The organism is Mycobacterium sp. NGS22 (assembly GCF_059813095.1).
Map to the genome: position 1 here is coordinate 183,187 of NZ_JCALDY010000004.1, position 25,171 is coordinate 208,357.

Annotated in this window: 20 protein-coding genes and 1 pseudogene; 11 read left to right on the top strand and 10 right to left on the bottom strand. The window is 66.7% G+C overall.

The features are described from left to right. Window positions 1-4 precede the first annotated feature (4 nt). Window positions 5-3,421, bottom strand: a pseudogene (locus AC5Y47_RS05320) (non-ribosomal peptide synthetase); the annotation flags it as partial. 30 nt (window positions 3,422-3,451) lie between these two features. After that, a complete protein-coding gene (locus tag AC5Y47_RS05325) occupies window positions 3,452-3,676 on the bottom strand; it encodes an MbtH family protein (protein WP_499942664.1) in 225 nt (74 codons plus the stop codon). Window positions 3,677-3,955: 279 nt separating this feature from the next. Here AC5Y47_RS05325 and AC5Y47_RS05330 point away from each other — a divergent pair, with 279 nt between their 5' ends. Further along, on the top strand, window positions 3,956-4,363 hold the full coding sequence (locus tag AC5Y47_RS05330; RefSeq protein ID WP_499942668.1) for a DUF6632 domain-containing protein: 408 nt from the start codon (window positions 3,956-3,958) through the stop codon (window positions 4,361-4,363). A gap of 3 nt (window positions 4,364-4,366) precedes the next feature. Here the strand turns inward: AC5Y47_RS05330 and ngg are convergent, their stop codons facing one another. Continuing rightward, window positions 4,367-6,154: an N-acetylglutaminylglutamine synthetase gene (gene ngg / locus AC5Y47_RS05335; RefSeq protein WP_499942670.1), complete on the bottom strand. Its 1,788-nt coding sequence runs from the start codon at window positions 6,152-6,154 to the stop codon at window positions 4,367-4,369. Beyond that, complete coding sequence (locus tag AC5Y47_RS05340) at window positions 6,151-7,956, bottom strand: N-acetylglutaminylglutamine amidotransferase (protein ID WP_499942672.1); 1,806 nt, start codon at window positions 7,954-7,956, stop codon at window positions 6,151-6,153. The genes ngg and AC5Y47_RS05340 overlap by 4 nt, the downstream gene beginning before the upstream one ends. A gap of 74 nt (window positions 7,957-8,030) precedes the next feature. Here AC5Y47_RS05340 and AC5Y47_RS05345 point away from each other — a divergent pair, with 74 nt between their 5' ends. The 9 genes from AC5Y47_RS05345 to AC5Y47_RS05385 all read left to right on the top strand — a co-directional run bounded on the left by AC5Y47_RS05345 (window position 8,031) and on the right by AC5Y47_RS05385 (window position 14,961). Further along, window positions 8,031-9,050, top strand: a complete 1,020-nt coding sequence (locus tag AC5Y47_RS05345; protein WP_499942674.1) for a TIGR03617 family F420-dependent LLM class oxidoreductase — start codon at window positions 8,031-8,033, stop codon at window positions 9,048-9,050. 37 nt (window positions 9,051-9,087) lie between these two features. Next, complete coding sequence (locus AC5Y47_RS05350) at window positions 9,088-10,644, top strand: succinic semialdehyde dehydrogenase (protein ID WP_499942676.1); 1,557 nt, start codon at window positions 9,088-9,090, stop codon at window positions 10,642-10,644. Window positions 10,645-10,697: 53 nt separating this feature from the next. After that, complete coding sequence (locus AC5Y47_RS05355) at window positions 10,698-11,390, top strand: VldE C-terminal domain-containing protein (RefSeq protein ID WP_499942679.1); 693 nt, start codon at window positions 10,698-10,700, stop codon at window positions 11,388-11,390. Between the two features lie 400 nt (window positions 11,391-11,790). Next, window positions 11,791-12,390 carry a cyclic nucleotide-binding domain-containing protein gene (locus AC5Y47_RS05360; protein ID WP_499942681.1) on the top strand — a complete coding sequence of 200 codons (600 nt, stop codon included), beginning with the start codon at window positions 11,791-11,793 and terminating at the stop codon, window positions 12,388-12,390. A gap of 43 nt (window positions 12,391-12,433) precedes the next feature. After that, window positions 12,434-13,318, top strand: coding sequence for an SGNH/GDSL hydrolase family protein (locus AC5Y47_RS05365; protein WP_499942683.1), 885 nt, complete (start codon window positions 12,434-12,436; stop codon window positions 13,316-13,318). Beyond that, a complete protein-coding gene (locus AC5Y47_RS05370; protein ID WP_499942686.1) occupies window positions 13,315-13,581 on the top strand; it encodes a DUF3253 domain-containing protein in 267 nt (88 codons plus the stop codon). Before AC5Y47_RS05365 ends, AC5Y47_RS05370 begins: the two co-directional genes overlap by 4 nt. Before the next feature lie 18 nt (window positions 13,582-13,599). After that, window positions 13,600-14,154, top strand: coding sequence for a thioredoxin family protein (locus tag AC5Y47_RS05375; RefSeq protein ID WP_499942689.1), 555 nt, complete (start codon window positions 13,600-13,602; stop codon window positions 14,152-14,154). A 71-nt stretch (window positions 14,155-14,225) separates the two neighbouring features. Beyond that, entirely contained in the window at window positions 14,226-14,405 is a 180-nt protein-coding gene (locus tag AC5Y47_RS05380; protein ID WP_499942892.1) for a hypothetical protein, read from the top strand. A gap of 1 nt (window position 14,406) precedes the next feature. Then, window positions 14,407-14,961: a carboxymuconolactone decarboxylase family protein gene (locus tag AC5Y47_RS05385; protein ID WP_499942692.1), complete on the top strand. Its 555-nt coding sequence runs from the start codon at window positions 14,407-14,409 to the stop codon at window positions 14,959-14,961. Window positions 14,962-14,995: 34 nt separating this feature from the next. Here AC5Y47_RS05385 and AC5Y47_RS05390 read toward each other — a convergent pair whose 3' ends face one another. From AC5Y47_RS05390 to AC5Y47_RS05410, 5 genes are all read right to left on the bottom strand, one after another. After that, window positions 14,996-16,156, bottom strand: a complete 1,161-nt coding sequence (locus AC5Y47_RS05390) for an iron-containing alcohol dehydrogenase (protein ID WP_499942696.1) — start codon at window positions 16,154-16,156, stop codon at window positions 14,996-14,998. A 19-nt stretch (window positions 16,157-16,175) separates the two neighbouring features. Next, on the bottom strand, window positions 16,176-19,109 hold the full coding sequence (locus AC5Y47_RS05395; RefSeq protein ID WP_499942700.1) for an aminotransferase class III-fold pyridoxal phosphate-dependent enzyme: 2,934 nt from the start codon (window positions 19,107-19,109) through the stop codon (window positions 16,176-16,178). Beyond that, a complete protein-coding gene (locus tag AC5Y47_RS05400) occupies window positions 19,106-20,677 on the bottom strand; it encodes a sulfotransferase (RefSeq protein WP_499942703.1) in 1,572 nt (523 codons plus the stop codon). The genes AC5Y47_RS05395 and AC5Y47_RS05400 overlap by 4 nt, the downstream gene beginning before the upstream one ends. Window positions 20,678-20,770: 93 nt before the next feature. Beyond that, a complete protein-coding gene (locus AC5Y47_RS05405) occupies window positions 20,771-21,901 on the bottom strand; it encodes a spirocyclase AveC family protein (protein ID WP_499942705.1) in 1,131 nt (376 codons plus the stop codon). Between the two features lie 53 nt (window positions 21,902-21,954). After that, window positions 21,955-22,344, bottom strand: coding sequence for a DUF805 domain-containing protein (locus tag AC5Y47_RS05410; RefSeq protein ID WP_499942710.1), 390 nt, complete (start codon window positions 22,342-22,344; stop codon window positions 21,955-21,957). Window positions 22,345-22,443: 99 nt separating this feature from the next. On the opposite strand from AC5Y47_RS05410, the gene AC5Y47_RS05415 reads away from it, so the two are divergent. Further along, the gene (locus AC5Y47_RS05415; protein ID WP_499942714.1) at window positions 22,444-24,657 is read left to right on the top strand and encodes a molybdopterin-containing oxidoreductase family protein; all 2,214 of its coding nucleotides are present in this window, start codon (window positions 22,444-22,446) and stop codon (window positions 24,655-24,657) included. Here the strand turns inward: AC5Y47_RS05415 and AC5Y47_RS05420 are convergent. Continuing rightward, window positions 24,654-25,151, bottom strand: coding sequence for a nitroreductase/quinone reductase family protein (locus AC5Y47_RS05420; RefSeq protein ID WP_499942717.1), 498 nt, complete (start codon window positions 25,149-25,151; stop codon window positions 24,654-24,656). The two genes, AC5Y47_RS05415 and AC5Y47_RS05420, sit on opposite strands and share 4 nt — an antisense overlap. Between the last annotated feature and the right edge of the window lie 20 nt (window positions 25,152-25,171).

Consider the following 25,171-nt stretch of genomic DNA (forward strand, 5'->3'; position numbering starts at 1 on the left):
CGGCCAACTGCGCTATGGCCGGCGAGTCGAACAGTGTGCGCACCGCCAGGTTGGCATTTAGGGCGGCGTTGACCGCCGCGACGACTCGCATGGCCATCAGCGAATCACCGCCGAGGTCGAAGAAGGAGTCGTCCACGCCGACTCGCTCCACACCGAGCACGTGGGCGTAGATGCCCGTCAGGATCTCCTCGACCGGCGTTGTCGGGGCACGGTAGTCGCCCCTGTCCCGATGGCGCGGGGCGGGCAGGGCGTCGACGTCGAGTTTGCCGTTCACGGTCAGCGGCAACGCCTCCACCGACAGCAACGCGGCCGGCACCAGGTAGGACGGCAGCCGCTGCGCCAACTCGGTGCGCAGCACGGCCGGGTCGGCCGTCCCGGTCAGGTATCCGATCAACCGCCGGTCCCCCGGACGGTCCTCACGGACGACGACCGCCGCCTGCTGCACCCCGTCCAGCCCGGCCAGAACGCTTCGCACTTCACCCAATTCGACGCGGTAGCCGCGGATCTTCACCTGGTCATCCACGCGCCCGGCATAGTGCAGTTGTCCGTCAGGACGCCACGACACCAGATCACCGGTGCGGTACATACGTGTCGCGGACGTTCCCGGGCCGGCGAAGGGGCAGGCCACGAATCGCGATGCCGTCAAACCGGTGCGGCCCACATACCCGTAGGCGACGCCGTGGCCGGCTATGTACAACTCCCCCACCACACCGGGCGGCACCGGACGCAGCCACTCGTCGAGCACGAACAACGCCGCACCGGGCACCGGGGAGCCGATCGGTGGCGATTCGGGCCGCCCGGCGGTCAAGGGCGCGCTCGAGGTCGCATAAATGGTTGTCTCGGTGGGCCCGTAGGCGTTGATCATCACCCGCCCCGGCGCCCACCGATCCACCACGTCGGCCGGGCACGGTTCACCACCCAGCAGCAGCGCGGTTGATTCCAGGCCGGCGGTGGCCAACATGCCTGTCGCGGAAGGGGTTTGGGTGAGCACGTTCACCTGTTGGGAGACCAGCAGGCCGTGAAAGTCGGTCGGTGAGCCCGCCACCTCTTCGGGCACCACCACCAGTCGACCACCGTGCAGCAGGGCGCCCCAGATCTCCCACACCGAGAAATCGAAGGCGTACGAATGACATTGGGACCAGACCTGCTCCGCTGCCAGGCCTGCGATCGGGGACCGGATGAGTTGGGTCAGGTGGTGGTGACTGACGGCGACGCCCTTCGGGACACCGGTGGTGCCCGAGGTGTAGATGATGTAGGCGATGTCGTGCGGGTCCGGGGCTGACAGGGCGGTGCCGGTTTCGGGGTCGGCCCGGAGCGCTTCGTCGAGGTCGGTCACCGGCAACCGGTGTCGGTCCAACCGGTCAGCCAGATCGGCGGTGGCGACCGCGGCGATCGGTGCGGCGTCACCGATCATGAAACCCATTCGGCTACTGGGTGATTGGGGGTCCAGCGGCAGGTAGGACGCACCGGTCTTGAGGATGGCCAGCATCGCGATGACAGCCCGCGCCGACCGATGCAACAGCAACGCGACGCACGCCCCCGGTCCCGCTCCGCGCTGGGAGAGCAACCGGGCCAGGCGATCAGCGGCCCGGTCGACGTCGTAGTAGGACCACGAGGACGCCCCGTCGGTCAGCGCCACCGCAGACGGAGACTTCGCGACCTGCAGCTGCCAGGCCGCCGGAATCGATATCGCTGGGGGCGCCGCGCTGGTCAGCACCGCGCGATTGCCCCATTGCGCCAGTTGCGCGTACTCCTCGGTGCTCAGCACATCCAGGGCCGACAACCGTTGGCCGGGATGCGCTGTGACGGCTGCCAACACCGTCGCCAACCGCGCGATCAGCGTTGCGATCGTGGCGACGTCGTACACGTCGGTGCGGAATTCGGCCCGCACGCCGACGCCGGCGGGTTCGCCGCTATCCGTGGCACGCTCGACGAGGAACAACGCCAGATCCATGCGGGCGGTGTGGGTGTCGACCGGCACGGAGGTGATCTGCAGGTCACCGGCGGCCAGTCCAACGGTCGGATCGTTACTCTGCCAGGCCAGCATCACCTGGACCAGCGGATGGTGTGCCCGCGACCGAGGCGGATTGAGCCGATCGACCAGCGCCTCGAACGGCACATCCTGGTGCTCGTACGCGGCCAGGCTGCGCCGCCGCACCTGCGCGAGTAGCTCGGTGAAAGTCGGGTCACCGCTCAGGTCGACGCGCAGCACCAGTGTATTGACGAAGAAACCCACCAACGCCTCGAGCGCCGGGTCACCGCGACCCGCGATCGGGAAGCCCACCGCCACATCGTGACTCGCGCTGAGCCGAGACAACAGTGCGGCCAACGCCGCCTGGACCACCATGAAGCTGGTCGCGTTGTGCGCGCGGCCGAGGTCTCGAACCCGGCGTTGCAGTGAGGCCGGCCATTCCACGACGACCTGGTCACCGTGATGATCGGCGACCGGCGGATACGGCCGATCGGTCGGCAGCTCCAGGCGCTGCGGCAGCCCGGCCAATTCCGTCGCCCAATAGTCCACCTGAGCTGCCAGCGGGCTGTCCGGGTCGGTCAGGTCGCCGAGGTTCTCCCGTTGCCACAGCGTGTAATCGATGTACTGCACGGGCAATTCGGCCCAGTCCGGCGCCTGGCCCGCGCATCGGCTCAGGTATGCGGTGATGATGTCGCCGGCCAGCACGCCGATCGACCAACCGTCGCCGGCGATGTGGTGCACCACGACGACCAGCACGTGTTCCCGCTCAGAGAGCGCGAATAGCGTTGCGCGAATGGGTATCACCGCTGCCAGATCGAAACTGTAACGCGCCGTCTCCCCGATGGCCTGTTCCAGTTGGTCCGGTGCCCACCCAGCGGCGCAAACGATCTGCCAACCGAAGTCGGCGCGCGCTGCGGGTACGACCACCTGCCGGGGCACGCCGTCGACCGCGGCGAACACCGTACGCAGCGCCTCATGGCGCCGCACGGTGTCGATCAAGCCCGCACCCAGCGCGTCGGTGTCGAGGTGGCCGAGCAGTCGCAACGCGACGGCCCGGTTGTAGACCGGCGAGGCCCCCTGCAACTGGTCGATGAACCACAACCTGCTCTGCGCATACGACAACGGCACGATCGCCGGCCGCGGGACGGCCCGCAACGGCTTGAGCACACCGGAGTCACCGACGATCCGTGACGCCAGCTGGGAGATGGTCGGCGCATCGAAGAGCGCACCGACCCGCAGATCGGCGTTGCAGGCCGCATTGGCCGCGACGATCACCCGCATCGCCGACAGCGAGTCCCCACCCAAGTCGAAGAACGATTCGTCGATACCGACCCGCTCGGCACCGAGCACCTGGGTGAAGATGTCGGTCAGCAGCTGCACGATTTTCGCGGCTTCCTCGTCGGACCGCGGTGGTCCCCCGGTGTCGAGTTTGCCGTCAAGCGTTGTCATCTCGCCGCCAAGTTCCCGACGGCCCGCAACTCAGAAGCCCGTGCCCTGCGCCAACCTCTCGCGCAGGCTCTTGGGCCGGATGTCGGTCCAGTTCCGGTCGATGTAGTCCAGGCAAGCGGCTCGATCCGCTTCGCCGTACACCACCCGCCACCCAGCCGGAACATCGGCGAAGACCGGCCAAAGGCTGTGCTGCTCTTCGTCGTTGACCAACACGACAAAGCGACCACTGTCGTCGTCGAACGGATTGATACTCACTCGTTCTCCTAACCACCTAGCGATGGGTCAACGGCTAGACCAGCGAGCGCGGACCGTCTTGGTGTGCACGGACCAGCGTCGACAAGATAACACCGGCAACCTGTTCTTCGGGACTCCAAAACCCCGGTTGCCACATAGCTTGCGGCGCAGCGCTTGCCGTCGCTTCGCGGATTTCTTGCGGAATTCTTGCGCGTACCGGATCGGCATTCGATATCCAGAACCGGCCACTCGGGCGGATAATCGACACGCCGTCGACGATTGGAGCGCACCATGCCCGTCATGCCCAAGCCCTACCGATCTTTGCAACTGGCACTCGTAATCTTCGGCTCGGTAATGCTTCTCGTCTATCCCTTGGCCGTGGTCTGGCCGTCGGGTTGGGCCTGGCATCCCGGACCGCCCCACCACTCCGACTACTTCATGATGATCGTCGGGGTGTACGCGACCCTGGGCGTGTTCTTGATCAATGCGGCCCGCAGCCCGCAGCAGCACCTCAGCCTGATCTGGTTTGCGATCTGGTCCAGCGCTGTGCACGCGGCGATCATGGCGGTCGAGTCCTTCGGCGGCCACCATCGAATGGGACACCTGTGGGGCGATGTCGCCGCGCTGCTTCTGGTGGCGGTCGTGTTGGCTGTGCTGGTACGGCTGTCCGACCTCAAACAGCCTGCCGCCGGCCACGTCAGCCGGTAGGCGTCACGACGCCGGTGACTCCTCCGGAGTCCAGGCTGGTGGTTGGCCCGGCCGCCCGGGAAACAGGAAGTCGACGAAAGCCGCGGCGGTGGGCTGTGGTTCGTGGTTGGCCAGCCCCGGTCGCTCGTTGGCTTCGATGAACGCGTACTCGTCGCCGGCGACGTCGGGTACCAGCAAGTCGATGCCGGTCACCGGGATGCCGATCGCCTCGGCGGCCGACACGGCCACCCGACACAGTTCCGGGTTCACCTGCGCGGTGACGTCGTGGATCGTCCCGCCCTGATGCAGGTTGGCGGTGTGGCGAACCCGCAAACGGATCCCTTCGGGAAGCACGTCGTCGAGCGACCAACCCGATTCGGCGACGGTGGCCTCGGTGAGGTCGTCGAGGGGGATGCGGGATTCGCCGCCGGTGGACGCCGAGCGCCGCCGGCTCTCGGCACCGATCAGATCCCGGATGGTGTGGTCGCCGGTGCCGATGACTTCCGGCGGCACCCGCAGGGCCGCGGCGACGACCCGGCCGTCGATCACCACCAATCGTAGGTCGTTGCCCGGCACCCGCTGTTCGATCAGCACCTCCCGGTACTGTTCCCGCGCCCGCGCGAGGGCGGCGGCAAGCTCACCGGGCCCGCGTTCGGCGGTGATGCCCACGGTGATGCCCTTGCCCTGCTCGCCGCGGGTGGGCTTGACGACGACCTCCCCGACCTCGGTCAAGAACGCGTAGTCCGCGTCGTCGAAGGTGGCCAGCCGGGCACGCGGTACGGTGATGCCGACCTCGGAAACCAGCCGGCGGGTCAGCCGCTTGTCGTCGCACCGGCACATCGCGACAGCCGACGTGAACTCCGACAGCGACTCCCTGGTGACGATACTGCGACCGCCGTGCGAGAGCCGGATCTCGCCGGTCTCGGCGTCCAGGACCTCCACCCAGATACCGCGGCGCAGAGCCTCGTCGGCGATGATCCTGGCATAGGGGTTGAGGTCGTCGACGGTCTCGGGCGACGGGGTGAACAGCGGTTCGTTGATCGCGTTCTTGCGCTTGATCGCCAGCACCGGGACCCGCCGAAAACCCAGTTTCTCGTACAGGGCGGTGGCAGCGGCGTTGTCGTGCGCGACGGACAGATCCATGTAGGCACGGCCCTTGGCCCGGAAGTGCTCGGCCAGCGCCCGGGTCAGGGCCGCGCCCAGTCCGGGCAGCGCGGCGGCGGGATCCACCGCCAGACTCCACAGACTCGATCCGTGTTCGGGATCGGAGAACAGCACTTCGTGGTCGACTCCGGTGACGGTGCCCACCACCGCACCGTCCTCGTTGCGTACCGCCAGCAGATAGGTCAACGCCTCGACCCCTAGATGGTTCTGCCAGATCGTCTCGACCGGCGCGGGGACCATTCCGCACCGGACGTAGACGCGGTTCATCGCGTCGGCGTCGCCCACATCGCTCAGGGTGCGCACCGTGACATACGGAGGTGGAGTGGGCGGCTCCTCGTCGCTCAGTTCGGCGAAGCGCAGCCGGTAGGTGTGGCTGGGGTCGATGAACAGTTCAGCGGGAGCCTTGGCCACCACCACATGGGACTCGCGCGCATAGATGCAGATGTCGCGACGGCCGGGCGCCTCCCGGCGCAGCGTTTCGGCCAATGTGTCGGCGTCGGCGAATGTCTGCCCGAAAATCAGCCGGCCCCAGCCTAATTCGAGTTCCACATCGTGCGACATCAGCTCTGCGAACTCCGGTGGTGCGGCATTGTGCAGCGCGAGGGTGATCGCCTCCGGGTTGTCCTCCGACGGGTCGAACTCGCTCATTCCGCGGTCCCGGTGACGCCGTGCTTCTGCAACCACATCTCCAACAGGGCGATCTGCCAGAGTTCGTTGCCGCGCAACGGAGTCAACCTGCGGTTGGGATTGGCCAGCAGAGCCTCGACGGCGTCGGCGCGAAACAGCCCGCGCTCCTTGGCAACCGGCGCGTACAGCGCGTCACGGACCATGTCCAGATAGGGCCCCTCCAGATGGGTCAGGGCCGGAACCGGGAAGTATCCCTTGGGGCGGTCGATGACCTCGGCGGGAATGACCCGGCGCGCAGCCTGTTTGAGGACACCTTTGCCTTCGTGGGCGATCTTCAACTCCGGCGGACAGGTCGCGGCGAGTTCCACCAATTCGTGGTCGAGGAAGGGCACCCGTCCTTCCAGACCCCAGGCCATGGTCATGTTGTCCACCCGCTTCACCGGGTCGTCCACCAGCATGACCGTCGTATCGAGACGCAACGCCCGGTCGATACCGGTCTCGGCATTGGCGCGCGCGAAATGTTCGCTGACGAATCGCTCGCTGGGATCGCCGGGTGCGATGTGCTCCGGTGCCACCAAACCCGCGAGACCGGTCACGTCCCGGTCGAAGAAGGCGCTGCGGTACGCCGCGACCGAACCTTGCAGGCTGCCCGCTTCCGGCGCGCCCATCGGCGGATACCAGTGATAGCCCGCGAACACCTCGTCGGCACCCTGGCCCGACTGCACGACCTTCACGTGCCGGGACACTTCCTGGCTGAGCAGATAGAAGGCGACACAGTCGTGGCTGACCATCGGCTCGCTCATCGCCCCGATCGCGTCGTCGAGCGCCGGCAGCATCCGGTCGGTCCCGATCCGGATCTGGTGATGATCGGTACCGAAGCGGTCCGCGATGATGTCGGAATACCGGAATTCGTCGCCCTCGACGCCGCCCACCGACTCGAAGCCGATGGAAAACGTCGCGAGCCCGTGCTGGCCCGCCTCGGCGAGCAGCCCGACGATCAGGCTGGAGTCCACACCACCGGAGAGCAGGCAGCCGACCGAGACGTCCGCGACGAGTCGGCGCTTGACCGCGGTACGCAGCGCGGCGAGGACGGCGTCTTCCCAGTCGTTCTCCGACCAGTCGGCGCGCTCGGCGTGGCGGGTGAAATCGGGCACCCAGTAGGTGGTGGCGACGCGCCGGCCGTCGGGTTCGATGGCCAGCAGCGAGCCCGGCGGGATCTTGCGCACTCCCCGCAGGATCGTCAGCGGCGCCGGGACGACGGAGTGGAACGTCATGTAGTGGTGCAGCGCGACGTGGTCGATCCGGGTGTCCACGCCACCCCCGGCCAGTAACGCCGGCAGGGTCGAGGCGAACCGGATCCGGTGGCTGTCCTCGCTGAGGTACAGCGGTTTGATGCCGAGCCGATCGCGACCCAGCAGCACCCGGCCGCTGTCCCGTTCGACGATGGCGAACGCGAACATCCCGTGCAGGTGGGAGACGAAGTCGTCACCCCAACGGTGGTACGCCTTGAGCAGCACTTCGGTGTCGCTGTGCGAGAAGAACCGGTAGCCCTGGCCCTCCAGCTCGCGGCGCAGGTCCTGGTAGTTGTAGATGCAGCCGTTCCAGACGATGGTCAGGCCCAGGTCGGCGTCGACCATGGGCTGGGCCCCGGCCTCGGTCAGGTCGATGATCTTGAGGCGACGATGACCCAGGGCCACCCGACCTTGTGACCAGGCGCCCGCGGCGTCCGGACCGCGCGGTGACATCACGTCGGCCATCGCCGCGACCGCCGCCACGTCGGGCACCCGGCCGTCGAGTCGCACCTCCCCGGTGGCTCCACACACGTTTCGACCTTATCGGTCCAATTCGACGCGTGCAGAGCGGCCACGGCCGTTCAGCGGCGATGTACGGTTCGACCGTGCAGGTCGACGTGATGACCATTCCGCAGCCGTTGGCGCGGATCGGCGATGTGGCCCGACGCGCGCAGGCGGCCGGCTTCAGCGGCCTGTTGTTCACCGAAACGGGCCGGACCGCCTATCTGAACGCCGCGGTGGCCGCGCAAACCGCGCCCGGCCTCGAACTGTCGACCGGGGTCGCGGTCGCGTTCCCCCGCAGCCCGTTCGTCACCGCCGCGACGGCATGGGAGCTGCAGGAGGCCACCGGCGGGAACTTCCGGCTCGGTCTGGGCACCCAGGTGCGCACCCACGTCGTGCGGCGCTACGGGATGCCGTTCGATCGTCCCGGTCCCCGACTGCGGGACTACGTGCTCGCCGTCAAGGCCTGTTTCACCGCGTTCCGGACCGGGACCCTCGATCATCACGGCGAGTTCTACGACCTGGACTTCATCACCCCGCAGTGGTCCGCGGGTCCTATCGACGCACCCGATCCCAAAGTCGACGTGGCGGCGGTGAACCCGTGGATGCTGCGAATGGCCGGCGAGGTCGCCGACGGAGTCCATGTCCATCCGCTCGGCGAACCCGGATACCTCGCGCGTCACGTGGTGCCCAATATCGCGGCCGGCGCGGCCAAAGCGCGGCGCACGCCGTCGGACGTGGCGGTGATCGTGCCGGTCATGACCATCGTCGGCGACACCGAAGAGGAACGCCGCAACGAGCGCGAACTGGTGCGCGCCAGCCTCGGCTTCTACGCGAGCACGCCCAACTACGCCTTCATCCTGGACGAGGCCGGCTTCGAGGGCACCACCGCGCGCTTGCGGGCGAAGCAGAAAGCCGGCGACCTCGCCGGGATGGCCGAGGAGATCACCGACGAGCACATCGCTGTCTTCGCCACCGAGTCGACGTGGGATGGTTTGGCCGACGCACTTCTTGGCAAGTACCAGGGAGTCGCCAGCCGGATCGTGCTGTACAACGCGCTGGGCGACCCCGAGCGTTTCGAACGTTACGGGGAGATCGCTCAGCGCATAGCGGCTACAAGTTGAGGAGATGATCCTCGAGCGCATTCGAGAGGTAGCGATAATGCCTGCACCGTCAGCCGAGGTCTTCGACCGCTTGCGTCAGCTCGTCGCGATCGACGGCTTCACCGAACGCCCGACCAGAACCATCGACGAGGTCTTCACCGGCAAGCCGCTCACCACGATCCCGATCGGGACCGCGGCCGACGTCGAGGCGGCATTCACCAAAGCCCGTGCCGCACAAGCGGATTGGGCAAAGCGTCCGGTTTCCGAACGGATCGAGGTGGTTCGCCGCTACCGCGACCTGGTGATCGAGAACCGCGAGTTCCTGATGGACCTGCTGCAGGCCGAGGCGGGCAAGGCCCGCTGGGCGGCGCAGGAGGAGATCGTCGACCTGATGGCCAACGCCAACTACTACGTCCGGGTCAGCGCCGACCTGCTCAAACCCCGCAGGGTGCAGGCGCTGCTGCCGGCGATCGGCAAGGCCACAGTGGGTTACCAGCCCAAGGGCGTGGTCGGGGTGATCTCGCCGTGGAATTACCCGATGACGCTCACCGCCTCGGACTCGGTGCCCGCGCTGCTCGCCGGCAACGCGGTGGTGCTCAAGCCCGACAGTCAGACGCCGTACTGCGCGCTGGCCTGCGCGGAGCTGCTGTACCGAGCCGGTCTGCCTCGGGCGCTGTACGCGATCGTGCCCGGGCCGGGGTCGGTCGTGGGCACCGCTATCACCGAGAACTGCGACTATCTGATGTTCACCGGCTCGTCGGAAACCGGCAGCCACCTCGCCGAGCAGGCCGGTCGTCGGCTGATCGGGTTCTCCGCCGAGCTCGGCGGCAAGAACGCGATGATCGTGACGCGGGGCGCCAATCTGAGAAAGGCGACCAAGGCCGCCATCCGGGCGTGCTTCTCGAACGCTGGACAGCTGTGCATCTCCATCGAGCGGATCTATGTCGAAAAGGACATCGCCGACGAGTTCACCCGCAAGTTCGGTGAGGCGGTGCGCAACATGAAGCTGGGCACCTCCTATGACTTCTCCGTCGACATGGGCAGTTTGATCTCCGAGGATCAGCTCAAGGCTGTGTCCGGTCACGTGGACGATGCAACGGCCAAGGGCGCCAAGGTGGTTGCCGGCGCAAAGGCCCGCCCGGACATCGGGCCGCTGTTCTACGAACCGACCGTGCTCACCGATGTCACACCGGAAATGGATTGTGCGCGTGACGAGACGTTCGGTCCGCTGGTCTCGATCTACCCGGTGGCCGACGTGGACGAAGCCGTCGAGAAAGCCAACGACACCTCCTACGGTCTCAACGCCAGCGTGTGGGCCGCCTCGTCCGCAGAAGGCGAGGAGATCGCGGCCCGGTTGCGGTCCGGGACGGTGAACGTCAACGAGGGTTACGCGTTCGCGTGGGGCAGCCTCAGCGCCCCGATGGGTGGGATGGGCATTTCCGGCGTCGGGCGCCGGCACGCCGCCGAAGGACTGCTGAAATACACCGAGTCGCAGACGATCGCCACCGCGCGGGTGTTCAACCTCGATCCGCCGTTCGGGGTTCCCTCGACGCTGTGGCAGAAGGCGCTGCTGCCCATCGTGCGCACCGTGATGAAGCTGCCGGGCCGCACATAACAAGATCACCAAGATCTGCCACTTGCGCCCCACACGACACTAGAGTGCTCTAGGTGGGCAAGAGCACGTCAGGCAACGGCTACGGCCGCTGGCTGGCGATCGCGGTCTCGCTGGTCGTCGCCGGCGGGATGATCTACGCCCAGGACACCAAGCCGAAGACGCAGTGCTGCGCCGAGACACCGTCGGCTTCGGCTTCGGCAGCCGCACCCACCAGCCAACCCACCGCGCCACCGGCCGGGGCGCCGCACGTCGCCACCGCCGAGGAGGCTGCGATGCTGACCGGGAACGCACCCGTCGCCGCCCAGGACTTCCAGGTCGCGCTGCCGGCCGGGGTGGCGCCGGAGCAGGGGCTGCAGATCAAAACCATCTGGGCGGCGCGCGCCATAGGCGTGCTGTTCCCCGAGATATCGACGATCGGCGGATACCGACAAGATGCGCTGCGGTGGCACCCCAGCGGCCTGGCGATCGACGTGATGATTCCTGACCACGGCAGCGAGGCGGGCATCGCGCTGGGCAACCAGATCGCCGGCCTGGCCCTGGCCAATGCCAAACGCTGGGGCATCGATCACGTGATCTGGCGGCAGAAGATCTACATGGGCATCCGGACCGGCAGCTGGACAGCTGACCTGGGCAACGAGACCGCGAATCACTACGACCACGTTCACATCGCCACCAATGGCGGTGGTTACCCGACCGGGCGCGAGACCTACTTCATCGGGTCGATGACGCCCACCCCGCCGGACTGAGGGCACCGGTCGCGAGACGCGGATCGGGTTGTCGGGGTTACTGACGGCGTGGGTGCCGTCGGATCACGCGACGTCAGCCCTAGGGCGTTCGGAGTGAAGCCTGGGCGTTCGGAGTGAAGCCTGGGCGTTCGGAGTGAAGCCTGGGCGTTCGGAGTGAAGCCTGGGCGTTCGGAGTGAAGCCTGGGCGGGAAATCGTCGGAAATTCCGCCCTGGTTACCCCCTCAACGCCAGGATTTCACGCTCAACGCCAGGATTTCACGCTCAACGCCAGGGTTTCACGCTCAACGCCAGGGTTTCACGACCGCCTGCGGAGCCCGGGCAGCATTTACTTGCCGGACCCCCGTGTTTTCGTCGTAGGCTCCTCGATGTCAGGGTTCACATCGCAGATCAGGAGTCCCCCATGAAGGTGGATGCCAAAGAGCAAGAGGAAGAAGCCCGCCGGGTCCGCACCGACGCCCGTCGGTTGCGCGAGTTCGCCGCGTTCGAAAAGTTCTCGGACAGCGAACTGGAACGTCTGGTCGGCACGGCCCACCACACGGCGCAGTCCTCGCCGTGGCCGCTGATTCGCGAGCAAACTCCGTCGGACGCGTGCTTCATCCTGCTCAGCGGCGAGGCCGGCGTCTACGTGGGCCAAGACCGGGTCGCGGTGGTCGGACCGGGTGAGGTGATCGGCGAGTCGGCGTTGCGCCGCGGCAAACTGCGTTCCGCGACGGTCACCACCATCGGGCCCGCCGAGGTGCTGCGCATCGAGCGCGACGACCTCGACCGGCTGCTCCGGGAAATTCCCGCGCTGCGGGAAACCATGGACGCGACGGCCGCCAAGCATGTGCAGGCCGAGCAGCCGCCGAAGCCGAAGCCGGAGCGCTCCAAGGTGAGCGCCTCGATCCCGACCGATTTGGTCGAGCGATTCGAGCAGGCCGCCGACGCCGCCGGAGTGAGCCACTCGGCCGCGCTGGAGGATGCACTCAGCCAGTGGGTGGAACGCAACAGCAAGACGTAGCGAAACCCTGCCCCAGCTGCGGTTGGTTACCCTGGCTGGGGACATGAGGCAGAAGAACCGCTGGGCGTGGGGCGCTGCGGTGTTGGTGTTCTCGGCGTTGGCCGCTTGCACGGCGCCGGCGCCGACCGTTCCCAAAGCCGCCCCCAAGGGCCCCAGGTACGTAGCGCTCGGCGACTCGGCGGCGGCCGCGCCGATGGTGCCCGATCCCGCCGGTCCGCCCGGGTGCTTCAAGTCGACCAACGACTACCCCGCGGTGTTGGCCCGCCAACTCGGCGCCACCACCTTCACCGACGTCACCTGCAGCGGCGCCACCACCGCCGACATCACCGAGCGGGCCCAACAGACCAGCGGCGGCGCCGTGCCCGCACAGATCGACGCGGTAGCCCCCGACACCGAGTTGATCACGATCACGATCGGCGGCAACGACGTCGGTCTGGCAAGCAGCGCGTCGAAGTGCCGTCGCAGTTCGCTGTCCGAGCCACCGTGCTTCGACACCTTCGCTGCCGGGGGAACGGACCGGTTCAGTACGGCGATCCGCGAGCAGGTTCCATCGTGGGACGCCATGATCGACGCCGTGCGGGCACGCGCTCCGCGGGCCAGGATCGTGCTGGTCGGGTACGGAACCTACATCCGGCCCGGCGGCTGCTTCGCCGAGCAACCCATCAACCCCGTTGATGCCGACTACTTTCAAGCCAAAGTCGGCGAGATCGACGACCAGCAGCGGATTTTGGCCACCAGGAAGAACGTCGAGTTCTTCGATACGCGGCCGGTCTCGGTCGGCCACGACATGTGCGCCGCACCCGACGACAGATATTTCGAGGGCTTCGTGCTGGCTCACCTTGCCGCACCCCTGCATCCGAATGCGCTGGGCGCCGGCGCCGTGGGCGACGCGCTTGCCGACCGGATCGGGAAAGACCGCACCTGGTGACCAACGACGGGCCGACCCGGCAGCGACTGAAATCCACGATCCTCGCCCTGGCTGCGCACCGCGGTCCGCACAGCAGCATCTGTCCCTCCGATGCCGCCCGGGCCGTCGGCGACGACAACTGGCGCGAGCTGATGGACGACGCTCGCGATGTGGCTCGGGAACTCGCCAGGTCCGGCGACGTGCAGATCACGCAGCGCGGCACCGCGCTTGACCCGGATGCCACCTGGCGCGGCCCCATCCGCATCAGGATCGTCCCGCGCTGACGACGTAACCTGGCCCGCATGGCCATCGAATCGGCAATGCTCGCCCTCGGTACCCCCGCCCCGTCCTTCACGCTGCCCGACCCGGCGACCGGTGCGACGGTCAGCCTCGAGGACCTGGCCGGCCCCGCGTTGGTCGTCACCTTCATCTGCAACCACTGCCCCTACGTCCAGCACGTCGCGGCCGGGCTGGCCGCGCTGGGTCGGGACCTGGCCGGGCAGGGTGTCGCGATGGTCGGCATCTCCAGCAACGACGTCGTCACGTATCCGCAGGACGGACCCGAACAGATGGTCACCGAGGCCCGCAGGCACGGCTGGACTTTCCCGTACCTCTACGACGAAACCCAGGACGTCGCCCGCGCCTTCTCCGCGGCCTGCACGCCGGACACCTTCGTCTTCGACGGTGAGCGCCGACTCGTGTACCGCGGCCAGCTCGACGACTCCCGGCCCAAGGACGACCGGCCCGTGACGGGCGCCGACGTGCGGGCGGCCGTCGACGCCGTTCTCGCCGGACGACCGGCGGACCCGAACCAACGGCCGTCGATCGGATGCGGCATCAAGTGGCGGTCCAGCTGACGGTGGGTCCTGCCGACTGCGGGTCGAACCAGTCCCGCAGCATTTGACTCGCCAGCGGGGCACAATTCACCGTGGAACTGGTCGACATCGACACCGGGAGGGGCACATTGAGCAAGAAGAACGACGAGCGCGACGTCGAGCAGGACGAACCGAAGGGCGGTCGACCCGGCCCGGCCGATCACGGTCGCGAGGGCGGCATGGCCACCCGCGAACAGGCCCCCGAACTCACCGAGCCCAGCGACGGGGACTGACATGACGCGTGTCGAGCCGTCGGATGCGTTCGCTGAGGTGTCGAGAATCGAACTGGGACAAGGGGATCGCATCAACCTCGGGGTGGCGGCCATCATGATGCGCCTGCCGGAGGTGTCAGTGGCCTTCGGCGGAGTGACGGCCAAGCTCAAGGAGACCGGCACGTTGCCGCCGCGTCTGGTCGAACTGGTCCGGCTGCGCATCGCATTCCACAACCAATGCCGCAGCTGCATGTCGGTGCGCTACCAGACCGCCGTCGATGACGGCTTGACCGAAGACCTGGTGTGCTCGCTGGAACGCCCCACTGAGGCGCCGGACCTGACGGACGCCGAGCGCAGTGCGCTGCGCTTCGCCGACCTGTTCGCCACCAACCATCTGGCCATCGACGAGGCGGTGTACGAGGACTTGCGCGGGCACTTCAGCGAAGACGAACTGGTCGAGCTGGGTTTGCACTGTGCGATCGCCGTCGGCTTCGGACGTCTGGCCGCGACCTGGGACGTGGCGGACAACCTGCCCGCGGAGTTCCAGGCCCGGGGTGAGACGCCCGTTGGACCGTGAGCCGGCGGCGGGGTGGTCGCGTCGGGGTGACAACTCAGCCGTACACCCGGGCGTAGATCTCCTCGATTTGTTGGCCGGTGGGGACGACCGGATTGTTGGCCGGCGAACCGGACGCCAGCGCTTGCTGAGCCATCAACGGAGTCAACGACTCCCACGCCTGACGGTCGATGCCGTAGGAGCGCGGTGTGGGAACTTCCAGTTCGGCACACAACTCGGCCAGCGCCTGCACCAGAGCTTGAGCGGCCACCGCATCGGCGACGTGAGCGTCTGCTGCTCCAAAGGCACGGGCGCAGTCGGCATACCGCGACTCGGCGCCGGTGACGGAGAACTCGGTGACCGCCGGAAACAGCATGGCGTTCGACAAGCCGTGGGCTACCTGGAAATGCGCGCCGATCGGGCGGCTCATGCCGTGCACCAGCGCGACGCTGGAGTTGGAGAAGGCCAGCCCGGCTTGCGTGGCGGCCAGCATCATGGCCTCACGCGCCTGCGAGTCGGAGCCGGCGCGGTAAACCCGGTTGAGGTTGCCGGAGATGAGCCGGATGGCCGACAGCGCAAGGCCGTCGCTGACGGGATTGGCTTTGCGGCTCACGTACGCCTCGACCGCGTGGGTCAGCGCGTCGACACCGGTGTCGGCGGTCAGCCTCGGCGGCATCGACAGAGTCAGTTCGAAGTCGACGATCGCCGCGACCGGCAGGAACGACACACCGGGGCACAGCATCTTCTCGTGGGTGTCGCTGTCGCTGATCACAGTGAATTGCGTTGCCTCCGAACCGCTTCCCGCGGTAGTCGGAATCGCGATGACGGGCAGCGCCGGGCCTGCGTAGCTGTTGGGCGCCTTGAAATTGCGCATAGGTCCGCCCTGATGTGCCAGCACTGCAAGGGCTTTCGCGGAGTCCATCGGGCTGCCGCCGCCGAAGCCGATGACACAGTCGGCGTTGTGGTCGCGCACTGCCCGTACCCCGTCCTCCAGGGAGGCGGTGGTGGGATCCGGGACGGTGCGGTCGAAGAGCGCGGCCGCTATGCCCGCCACACGCAGCAGGTCGAGCACTCGTTGCGCGGCACCGGTGTGGGTCAGGAACGAATCCGTCACCAGCAGAGGGCGTTTCAGCTCCAGGCCGGTGAGCACGTCGGCGATCTCGTTGATCGACCCGGCGCCGATCCGTAGCTGCCGGGGAAACGCGATCAGTGCGGACAAGGTATAACCTCTCGATGCATTAGCGGTACCGCTCGGCCAGCGTCTCGGCCTGGCGGTCGGCCAGCGCCATCGCGGTGAGCATCGGGTTGGCCATCGGGCTGGACGGGAACAGACCGGTGTCGCACACGTAGATGTCGTCGAGTCCGTACACCGCGCCCCAGGAGTCCGTGACGTACCGTCGCGGGTCCGCACCCATCGGGGTGGTCCCGAACACGTGGTTGGCCACCAGGCGAAAGTCGTTGGGCGACAGGCGCGCCGACCGGATCGCGGCTGCGGCTTCGGCTGCGCCGTAGCGGGGTTCGAGGCCGTGGATGCCGGGTACGACGGTGCGCGCACCCGCGGTTTGGAACATCTCGGCCAGTCGCGCCGCGCCTTCCTGAATGCGGCGCACGTCACCGGCACCGACGTCATAGCGCAGGCTGGTCGCGCCGCCCGGCCGGGCCCGCACCCGTCCGACCGAGTCCTGGCCGCTCACCCACACCGTCCAGGTGGCGACGTGTTCGTAGTCGGCCAGTGAGCGCACGAACTCCTCGCCGGTTCCCGGGTGCAGCATGCCCAGCACCGACGGAGTGGCCCAGATCGACTCGAGTTTGATGCCCTCCTCGAGGAATCCGGTGACGTGGTAACCCTGGGTCGCGCCGGTCCACGGTGCGACCTCCTCGTCGAACGCGCCCATCACAATCACACCGGGATGCATCCGCACGTTGCGCCCCACCAGGTCCGCGTCGTGACCGCTGCGCTGCAGGATCTGCGGGGACGCCAACGCACCGGCGGCCAGCACCGTGCATCGGGCGTTCACGCGCACCCGATGGGTGCGCCGGCCGGTGATCGGGTCGACGACCGCACCGCGCAGACCATGCACTCGATTGCCCTGCCGCAGCAGACGATCCACCTGTACGCAGGTGTAGACGCGACCACCGGCCCGCAGCAGTTCGGGTATCCCGCGCCGGTCCATCGACTGCTTGGCCCCTGACGGGCATCCGGTGATGCACTGCCCCGAGCCGCGACAATCGTGCTCGTTGCGCCGCAACGGTTCGACCTGATAGCCGAGCGCTTCGGCGCCGGCACGGAACAGATCGTTGCGCCGGCCCTGCACCTGCGGTTGCACCGGACGCACTCCGAGGAACCCCTCCACGGCGTCGTAGTGACGCGCCATTTCTTCCGGTGTGATCCCGTCGACGCCGTGCTCGCCCGCCCACCTCTGAAACACGAAGTCCGGGGCCCTCATACAGATCCCAGAATTGATCACCGACCCGCCACCCAGACACCGAGCCTGCAGGGTGGGTATCACCACGTTGCCCCGCGTAGTGCGCATCCCGCCGTCCCAGAACCAGCGGGCGAAGGTCTCCCCGGCCTCGACGCCCCGGTCGCGCTGACGCATGGCCGCGCCGGCCTCCAGCACGACGACGTCGAGTCCTTCGTCGGCGAGTCGGTGCGCGAGCACAGTGCCCGCCGGCCCGGAACCTACCACGCAGACATCGCAGTCGAGCGCCAGCGCACGGTTGTAGTCTGAATATTCCTGCACGCGTGCGCGTTTGGCTGTGTCCGGGACGGGACGGCGTGCCTCGAGCTTCGTCTTCGCTTCGTTGAGCACATGCCGAGCTACACCGCCGGCCATTCCGACCACCGGGCCAGATATGGGCCGGCGGTACGCGGAGAGCACTTCCTCGAACGCGCTCAGGAACCAGGCCACGTCGTCGTCTTCGAGGGTGACCGGCGGCAGCAGTTTGATCATGTTGAGGTTGAATCCCGGTATCTGGACCAGGATTCCGCGCCGGTGCAGGTCGATGTGCACCGCGGCAGCGAATGCGCCCGGATCGCCGATGCCCATCAGGGTCTGCTGCATGCGCAGTGCGAGGTTGGCCGATGTCTTGAACACCACGCCGATGATCAGACCCTGCCCGGTGACGCGGTCGATCACGTCGTACCGGGCGGCCAGATCCTGTAGGCCCCTGTGGAATTTGTCCGACAGGGCCTGGGCGCGGGTCGGCGCGTCGAGTTCTTCGAGCACGTCGAGGGTGGCCAGGCCGGCGGCCATCGCCAGGTTGTTCTCGGCGAACGTCGACAGGTAGATCGGGCCGGATTTGAAGGCGGCGTAGACGCGGTCGTAGATGTCCTGGGTCAGCAGCACCGCACTGACCGGCGCCTGGCCACCAGAGAGCGCTTTGCTGACGGTCAGCATGTCCGGTTGAACCCCTGCGCCGTGGCAGCCGAACCAGGTACCGAGCCGTCCGAGTCCGGTTTGCACCTCGTCGATGACCAACGCCGTACCGTGCTGCGCGCAAAGCCGTTGCGCCTCTTGCAGATATTCGGCCGACACCACTTCGCACGTCATCCCCTGAACAGGCTCGACGACGAACGCCGCGACATCCCCGTAGGACAGTTCGCGGCGCAAGGCGTCGATGTCGTTGCGCGGCACCGGCGTACAGGTCGGCATCAGCGGGTCGGCGGTGACCTTCATCTCGTCGAAGCCGCACATCGATATCGCGGCGTAGGTGCGTCCGTGAAATGCCCCGTCCAGGTACAGATAACGACGACGCCCGGTGGCCTGCCGGGTGAACCGGACGCAGATCTCGGTGGCCTCGGTGCCGGAGTTGGCGAACACCACCTTCTGGAATTGTGGGCCGGCCAGCGCGATCAGCCGCTCGGCCAGCAGGCCGCCGAGCACCGAGGCGTTGGCCACCGACAGGTTGGGCAAGTTCATGTCCAGGACGTCGCGCAACGCCGAACGGACCTTGGGGTGGTTGCGGCCGATGAAGTGCACTCCCCCACCGCTGAGCAGGTCGAGGTATCGGCGGTTGTCCTCGGTCCACAGATAGGCACCTTCGGCACGCGTGAAAACCGCATCCATTCCAGCCAATTCGAACATGTACAGCAGCTTGGGGTGGACATGACGCCGGGACAGGTGCGTGCTGGAGTGCAGGTGCTCTTCGACGAACTCGTGGAACGTCATGACCGATGATCCAGCGAGTAGCCGTACTCGTCGAAGACGAACTTCCAGTGCTCGCGCACCAGGTCGGCAAGTTCGTCGTCGACACTGAGCCGATTGGTGCGGTATCCCTTGAGTCCGTTCAGATAGCCGCCGATCGTGGCGTCGTAACGATCACCCTGCGGGATGTCGAGGTGCCGGTAGATGCCGTCGAGCACCTCGCGCGGACGCGCGCACAGGTCGGGGTAGGCCACCTCGATGTAGTTCTCGGGTGGGATCAGCGCGCGATCTTCGAAGAAGCGCTCGAACAACAGTTGCCCGACGACGATCACCTGCGTCGGCAGGTTCTCCACGAAGGACACCTCGGGCACCTGCAGGAAATTCTCCCAATCGGTCTGCTTGCGCATGTGGATGGTAGAAGCGGCGACGGTGAACGGATTACGGTGTATGTGAACGAATTTCGCGTCCGGGAAGACGTCGAGCAGCATCCGGACCCGGGCCATGTGGGCGCAGCTTTTGATGACCGGGCGCCGCCCACCGGAGTGCAGCCGGATCTTGCCGACGAACCAGCGCAGCGCCGCCTTCCACTCGTCGCGCTCGCTTTCGCGGGCCTGCAGGAAGTCGAAATACCGTTCGTAGCGGGGCAGCAGGTCGGGCAGCATGAACGCCAGGTAGGGCGACAGCCCGGTCAGTTTGGCCAGCGCGATCTCGTCCTCGGCGGCTTCGTTCCAGCCTTGCGCGACATTGTCGTAACCGCGGGTTTCGGCGAGCATTCCGGCGGTCAGCGGCGGGATCGTGCTGCCCGTGGTGATGAACGCGGTCGGGAACACCACCTGATAGACGGTGGGATAAGTGTTCTCGGGGTCGCGGCCCAGCAGGTTGTGCAGGTGCGTGGTGCCGCTGCGCCAGTGCCCGAGGATGAAGATCGGGGGCGGGTCGATCGGTGTCGAAGCGATGCGCCGGTCGTAGCGGCGGCGCTCGACCGTACCGACTGCGGTGGCTACCCCGCTCCATCCGGTGATCCAGGCGACCCGGTGCAGATAGCGCGCGCTAACCCGAAACCGCGCACCGGCCAACATCTCGAACCATTCAGGGATCTCGATGCCGGTGATGAGCTGATCGGTGTTGAAGAGACGCTCGAGTCGCTTGACCCGCGGGCCGCTACGCAACCGGGTAGGCCGGCCGGGCCGCCGCACTGGGACCGGTGGACGAGTCGCGGACGGCGGTAGGCCGATCCGTTGCTGCACCGCCGGGTCGGCCAGGTATGCGAGCGTGAAAAGCCAACGCAGCGCGGAGAATAACGCGCGCCGCGGGTAACGGCGTGCGCCTTCCCAGCCCTGTAGTCGCGCGATGCGCTCGTCCAGCGGCGCGGCGGAGAACACGGTTCCGCGGGCCGTGACGGCGGTGCCGACTTCGAATACCAGCAGCAATGCACGCAACTGGGCGCGTTTGGGTAATGGGAGCCGGGCCAACATCGTGTCGACGTAGGTGACCGCGCCCGCCGCGCCACCGCTCACCCCGATGGGTCCGCGCGCCGGGAAGAACGCCTCGGCGATCGAGTCGACGACGACGCATTCTCTGCTGGTCAGCACCTGCAAAGGGCACCCCTTTTCGGCTGCATACGCCACTGTATCGCCGATCAACCAGCACGACGGTTCGAATGGAACCGCTACCGTTCGGAGCGTCTAGTGGCTCTCTGGTGTGCACCCGCCGCCGGTGACGCGGGCCGGCAGCACCGGGCGTCCGCCGGGCTGAGCGCTCTCCCACCGGGACCAGATGCCCTCCGAGTAAGGTTCGGGAACGCCGTTTCGCTCGTAAATTCCCTGGGGGTCATAGATATTCGTACTCGGCCACGGCCATGGGCACACCACTGACGTCGCCGCTCCCGACCAACGGGTGACCGCGGTGTAGACCAGTCCGTAGGTCATGAACGCAAGATTGACCCCGACGAGCATCACCACGAAGGAACCCAGCGCGGGCCGGGACGGGAAGACCTTGGCGCGCTGCGCCAGCTTTTCGGCGACGCTGCGTCCGGTGTCGTCGCGATAGATCATCAGCGCAGCCGGGATCATCAAGATATTGATCAGCGACGACTGCCAGAGCAGCGGGAACTGCCAGCGGGTGCCGAGGAAGATCGATCCGAACGGTATGACCTGGCTGAACGTGTATAGCCCAATGCGGACGCACAGCAGTTCCATCGCGAAGTCGTAGACGAACCCGAAGGCGAACACCAATCCCGACAGACTGAGCAGCGGATGCCGCGAGACGAAGGAATCCTGCGGACCGCGCGCCTGCAGTCGTCGCAACGCCCAGATCGCCGGGAAAAACGGTGGCACCACGAACATTGCGATGGCCGAGATGAAGAGCGGTTCGACGGTCGGAGACAGCGAGACCAGCGGCCAGTCCTCGGGCCAGTGCCACAGGTCGGGGTTGTAGACGGCAAAGGTTACCCAGTTCATCGGCGCGTCCTGCCACGCCAAGGTGGTGACTGCAATCGTCATCAACAGGTAAGGGTGTTTCGGGTGCCGGCGCCACAGGACGGCGACGAGAGCCACAATGGTGACCAACGCCAGGTAACTGAAGATCTCGATGGTCACGATCCAGTGGTTGTAACCGAACAACGGATCCGACAGCGGGTGCGGACCGCCCGTGTCCTGGGGATTGCGGATCCGCGGGGAGACGGCGCCATACCGGGCGTTGTGGATGATCAGCCCTAGGAGCACAACCCCGATCGCTCCCACCGCCCACAGCGGACGTTTGGTGGTCGCGGGGTCCGGTGTGCCTGGCTGATCGGTTTCGGTCTTATGACCTAACATTTGGTCAAACTAGCGCCGCCGTGCTCGCGGATCAATGCAGGCGGCACGCTGAGCTATGCCGGCGCGTTGAATTCGTGATTCGGGAATTCGTTTTCGGCTAATGGATCCGGGCCGAATCGGTTAGGCCCGTCCGTGCCCTTGGTGGCGCCCCAGATGACGAGTATGACGAAGCCGACCAGCGGCACGAAGCTGATCAGCACCCACCAGCCGGAGTTGTCGATATCGTGTAGGCGCCGAACGGTCACGGCCAGGCTGGGTATGAACGTGACGAGTTGGATCAGCAAGTTGACGAACTGGGTCTCGAGCTGCGCGTCGATGACCAGGCTGAGCAGGCCGAGAATGACGGTGAAAAGCGTCCAATACCAGAATTCGGAGCGGCGGGCTCGATCACTGAAATCGAAATATTTGGCGAACCCGGTCGAAATCGCTTGCCCGAAGCCCATTTCATCTCCCCACTTGGGAAACCCGCTTGTGGAAGCGAAAGAATATCAAGTTGGGTCAAAGCGGTCGACTATGTCCGTCAACCGACCTACGCTGAGCGGGTGCTCAGCATCACGGAGTCCACGACGACATCGCCAGGTATCTGCCGCATCTGCTCGGCTCATTGCGGAGTGTTGGTCACCGTCACCGACGGCAAACTGTCCAAGGTCACCGGGGATCCCGACAACCCGATGTTCAAGGGCTACACCTGCGCCAAGGGCCGGGCGCTGCCGGAGATCCACAACAATCCCGCGCGCCTGTTGCACAGCCAGAAACGACGGTCCGACGGGACCTATGCCGCTATCGACAGCGAGCACGCGATGGACGAGATCGCCGCGCGCCTGCAGCAGCTCATCGACGAACATGGACCGCGCTCGGTGGCCATGTATCTCGGAACCAACGGCTTGCCCTACCCGGCGAGTCCGTTGATGGCGAACGCCTTCATGCGCGGCATCGAGTCGCCGATGTTCTTCACCGCCAACACAATCGACCAACCGGGCAAACAGATCGCGCTGTCCGCGCACGGTCACTGGCTCGGCGGTGACGTCAACTTCAACGAAGCCGACAGCTGGATGCTGGTCGGGACCAATCCGGTCGTGTCCAAGTCGATCGGCATCCCGGGCCAGAATCCGGCCCAGCGGATCAAGGAAGCCGTCGGCCGCGGTATGAAGCTGATCGTCATCGACCCGCGCCGCTCGCAGACCGCTGCCCGCGCGGCGATCCACATCCAGCCGCGACCCGGTGAGGATGTCCCCATCCTGGCCGCCATCATCAATCGAATCATCGCCGAAAACCTCTGTGACACAGAGTTCTTGGCTGAACATGTCGACGGCTTCGACAAGTTGGCCGCGGCCGTCGCGGGGTTTACTCCCGAATACGTGGCCGAGCGCGCCGACGTCCCCGCCCAGCAACTGATCGACGCCGCGCACCTGTTCGCCAGCTACGGATCCCGCCGCGGCATGGTGAACTGCGGTACCGGTGCCAACTTCGGACTGCACGGCAACCTGCTCGAATATCTCGCGCTGTGCCTCACCACCATCTGCGGACGATGGCAACGCGCCGGCCAACCCGTGACGCGCCCAAACACGTTGATGCCCGCCTACACCGCCAAGGCGCAGGCGCTGCCGCCGTACCAGGGTTGGGGCTACGGCGAGCAACTGCGGGTGCGCGGACTGACCGACGCGGTGTGCGGCATGCCCACGGCGGCTCTGGCCGACGAGATCCTGATGCCCGGCGATGGGCAGGTGAGAGCTTTGATCTGCGTCGGCGGCAACCCGATGGCGGCGTGGCCCGACCAGCGCAAAACCCAGCGCGCGATGGAGAGTCTGGAGTTGCTGATCACGCTGGACACCGAGATGTCGCTCACCTCGCGGCTGGCGCACTACGTCATCGCACCCAAGATGCAGATGGAAACCCCGGCCATGACGCAGGGCAGCGAGCTGATCAAGTACTTCGCGAGTGGCACCGGGATTCCCGCCGCCTACGCGCAGTATGCGCCGCGGCTGGTCGATCCTCCGGCAGGATCGGATCTGGTCGAGGAATGGCAATTCTTTCTGGGGCTCGCCAAGCGTATGGACCTCACGCTGTTCTTCGTCAACTTCTTCGGCGGGGGCGGCGGCCGCTACATGGAGTCACCGCCGATCGTGCTGACGATGGACGGCAACACCGGGTTGACCACCGAGGAATTGTTCGCCGAGATGTGCGCGACGGCACGCGTCCCGCTCGACGAGGTGAAGAGCCACCCGCACGGCAAGATCTTCGACGTGGACGCGGTGGTCGCCGAACGGGATCCCGACTGCCTGGCGCGTCTGGACGTCGGCAACGACTACATGCTCGGCGAGTTGGCTGCGACGCTGGCCGAGGACTTCCGGTCGGCTCGCAGCGACGCGGCATTCCCGTTTCGGCTGATTCCGCGCCGGCACGGCAACTTCATGAACTCCTCCGGCACCAACCTGTCCACACTGAACCGCGGCAAGCCCTACAACCCGGCCTACATGCATCCCGAAAGCATCGCCGCCCTGGGCCTGCAAGCGGGCGCCGCGGTGACGATCACGTCGCCGCACGACCACATCCCAGCTGTGCTCGAAGCCGACCAGACCTTACGACCGGACGTCATCGCCATGCATCACGCTTTTGGCGGACTCACCGACGAGGACGCCGAGTTCCGTTGTCGCGGAAGCAATGTCGGGCGCCTGGTGCCGACTGACGTCGAGTACGACCCGATCACCGGATTGCCCCGGCAAGGCAATATCCCGGTGAACGTGAGCCCGCTCTAACCCGTTGGCACCTGGAAGACGTCGATCGATCGCACCGTCTTCAGCATGACCAGCGGGATGTGCCGGCTCGTCGATCGCTGATAGGACACGTACGGCGGGTAGAGGTGGCACATGTAGTCCCACACGTCGTGACGTTCGATCGCCTCGGGCTCGCGCCACGTCGCCTCGAACGCCTGGGTCGCGATCTGCACACCGATGGTTTCGCTGGCGACGACGTTGAGGTACCACTCCGGGTGTTTGTCCGCCCCACCCTTGGACCCGACAACCACGATCTCACCGCCGACGTTGCCGTAGATCAGCGGCTTGACGAAGGTCCTGCCCGACTTGCGGCCGGTGTACCTGATCAAGCAGTTGGTCGTCATCTCACGGCCGCCGAGGGCACTGAGATCGAGGATATGGCCTTGTGCGCCACCGGAATCGAGGTATGTCGCGAGGTGATGCTGCATCCAGTCAGTGCGCTCTGCGCGGATCGCAGCGGCGTCGGCATCGGCCATGATCACTTCCCTTCGCCGGT

Excerpts from the sequence above, each read along its gene's own strand:
- AC5Y47_RS05405 (WP_499942705.1), bottom strand. The coding sequence starts at position 21,901 with ATGTTAGGTCATAAGACCGAAACCGATCAGCCAGGCACACCGGACCCC.
- AC5Y47_RS05375 (WP_499942689.1), top strand. The coding sequence starts at position 13,600 with ATGGCCATCGAATCGGCAATGCTCGCCCTCGGTACCCCCGCCCCGTCC.
- AC5Y47_RS05395 (WP_499942700.1), bottom strand. The coding sequence starts at position 19,109 with ATGACGTTCCACGAGTTCGTCGAAGAGCACCTGCACTCCAGCACGCAC.
- AC5Y47_RS05365 (WP_499942683.1), top strand. The coding sequence starts at position 12,434 with ATGAGGCAGAAGAACCGCTGGGCGTGGGGCGCTGCGGTGTTGGTGTTC.
- AC5Y47_RS05350 (WP_499942676.1), top strand. The coding sequence starts at position 9,088 with ATGCCTGCACCGTCAGCCGAGGTCTTCGACCGCTTGCGTCAGCTCGTC.
- AC5Y47_RS05360 (WP_499942681.1), top strand. The coding sequence starts at position 11,791 with ATGAAGGTGGATGCCAAAGAGCAAGAGGAAGAAGCCCGCCGGGTCCGC.
- AC5Y47_RS05420 (WP_499942717.1), bottom strand. The coding sequence starts at position 25,151 with ATGGCCGATGCCGACGCCGCTGCGATCCGCGCAGAGCGCACTGACTGG.
- AC5Y47_RS05410 (WP_499942710.1), bottom strand. The coding sequence starts at position 22,344 with ATGGGCTTCGGGCAAGCGATTTCGACCGGGTTCGCCAAATATTTCGAT.
- AC5Y47_RS05330 (WP_499942668.1), top strand. The coding sequence starts at position 3,956 with ATGCCCAAGCCCTACCGATCTTTGCAACTGGCACTCGTAATCTTCGGC.
- AC5Y47_RS05385 (WP_499942692.1), top strand. The coding sequence starts at position 14,407 with ATGACGCGTGTCGAGCCGTCGGATGCGTTCGCTGAGGTGTCGAGAATC.
- ngg (WP_499942670.1), bottom strand. The coding sequence starts at position 6,154 with ATGAGCGAGTTCGACCCGTCGGAGGACAACCCGGAGGCGATCACCCTC.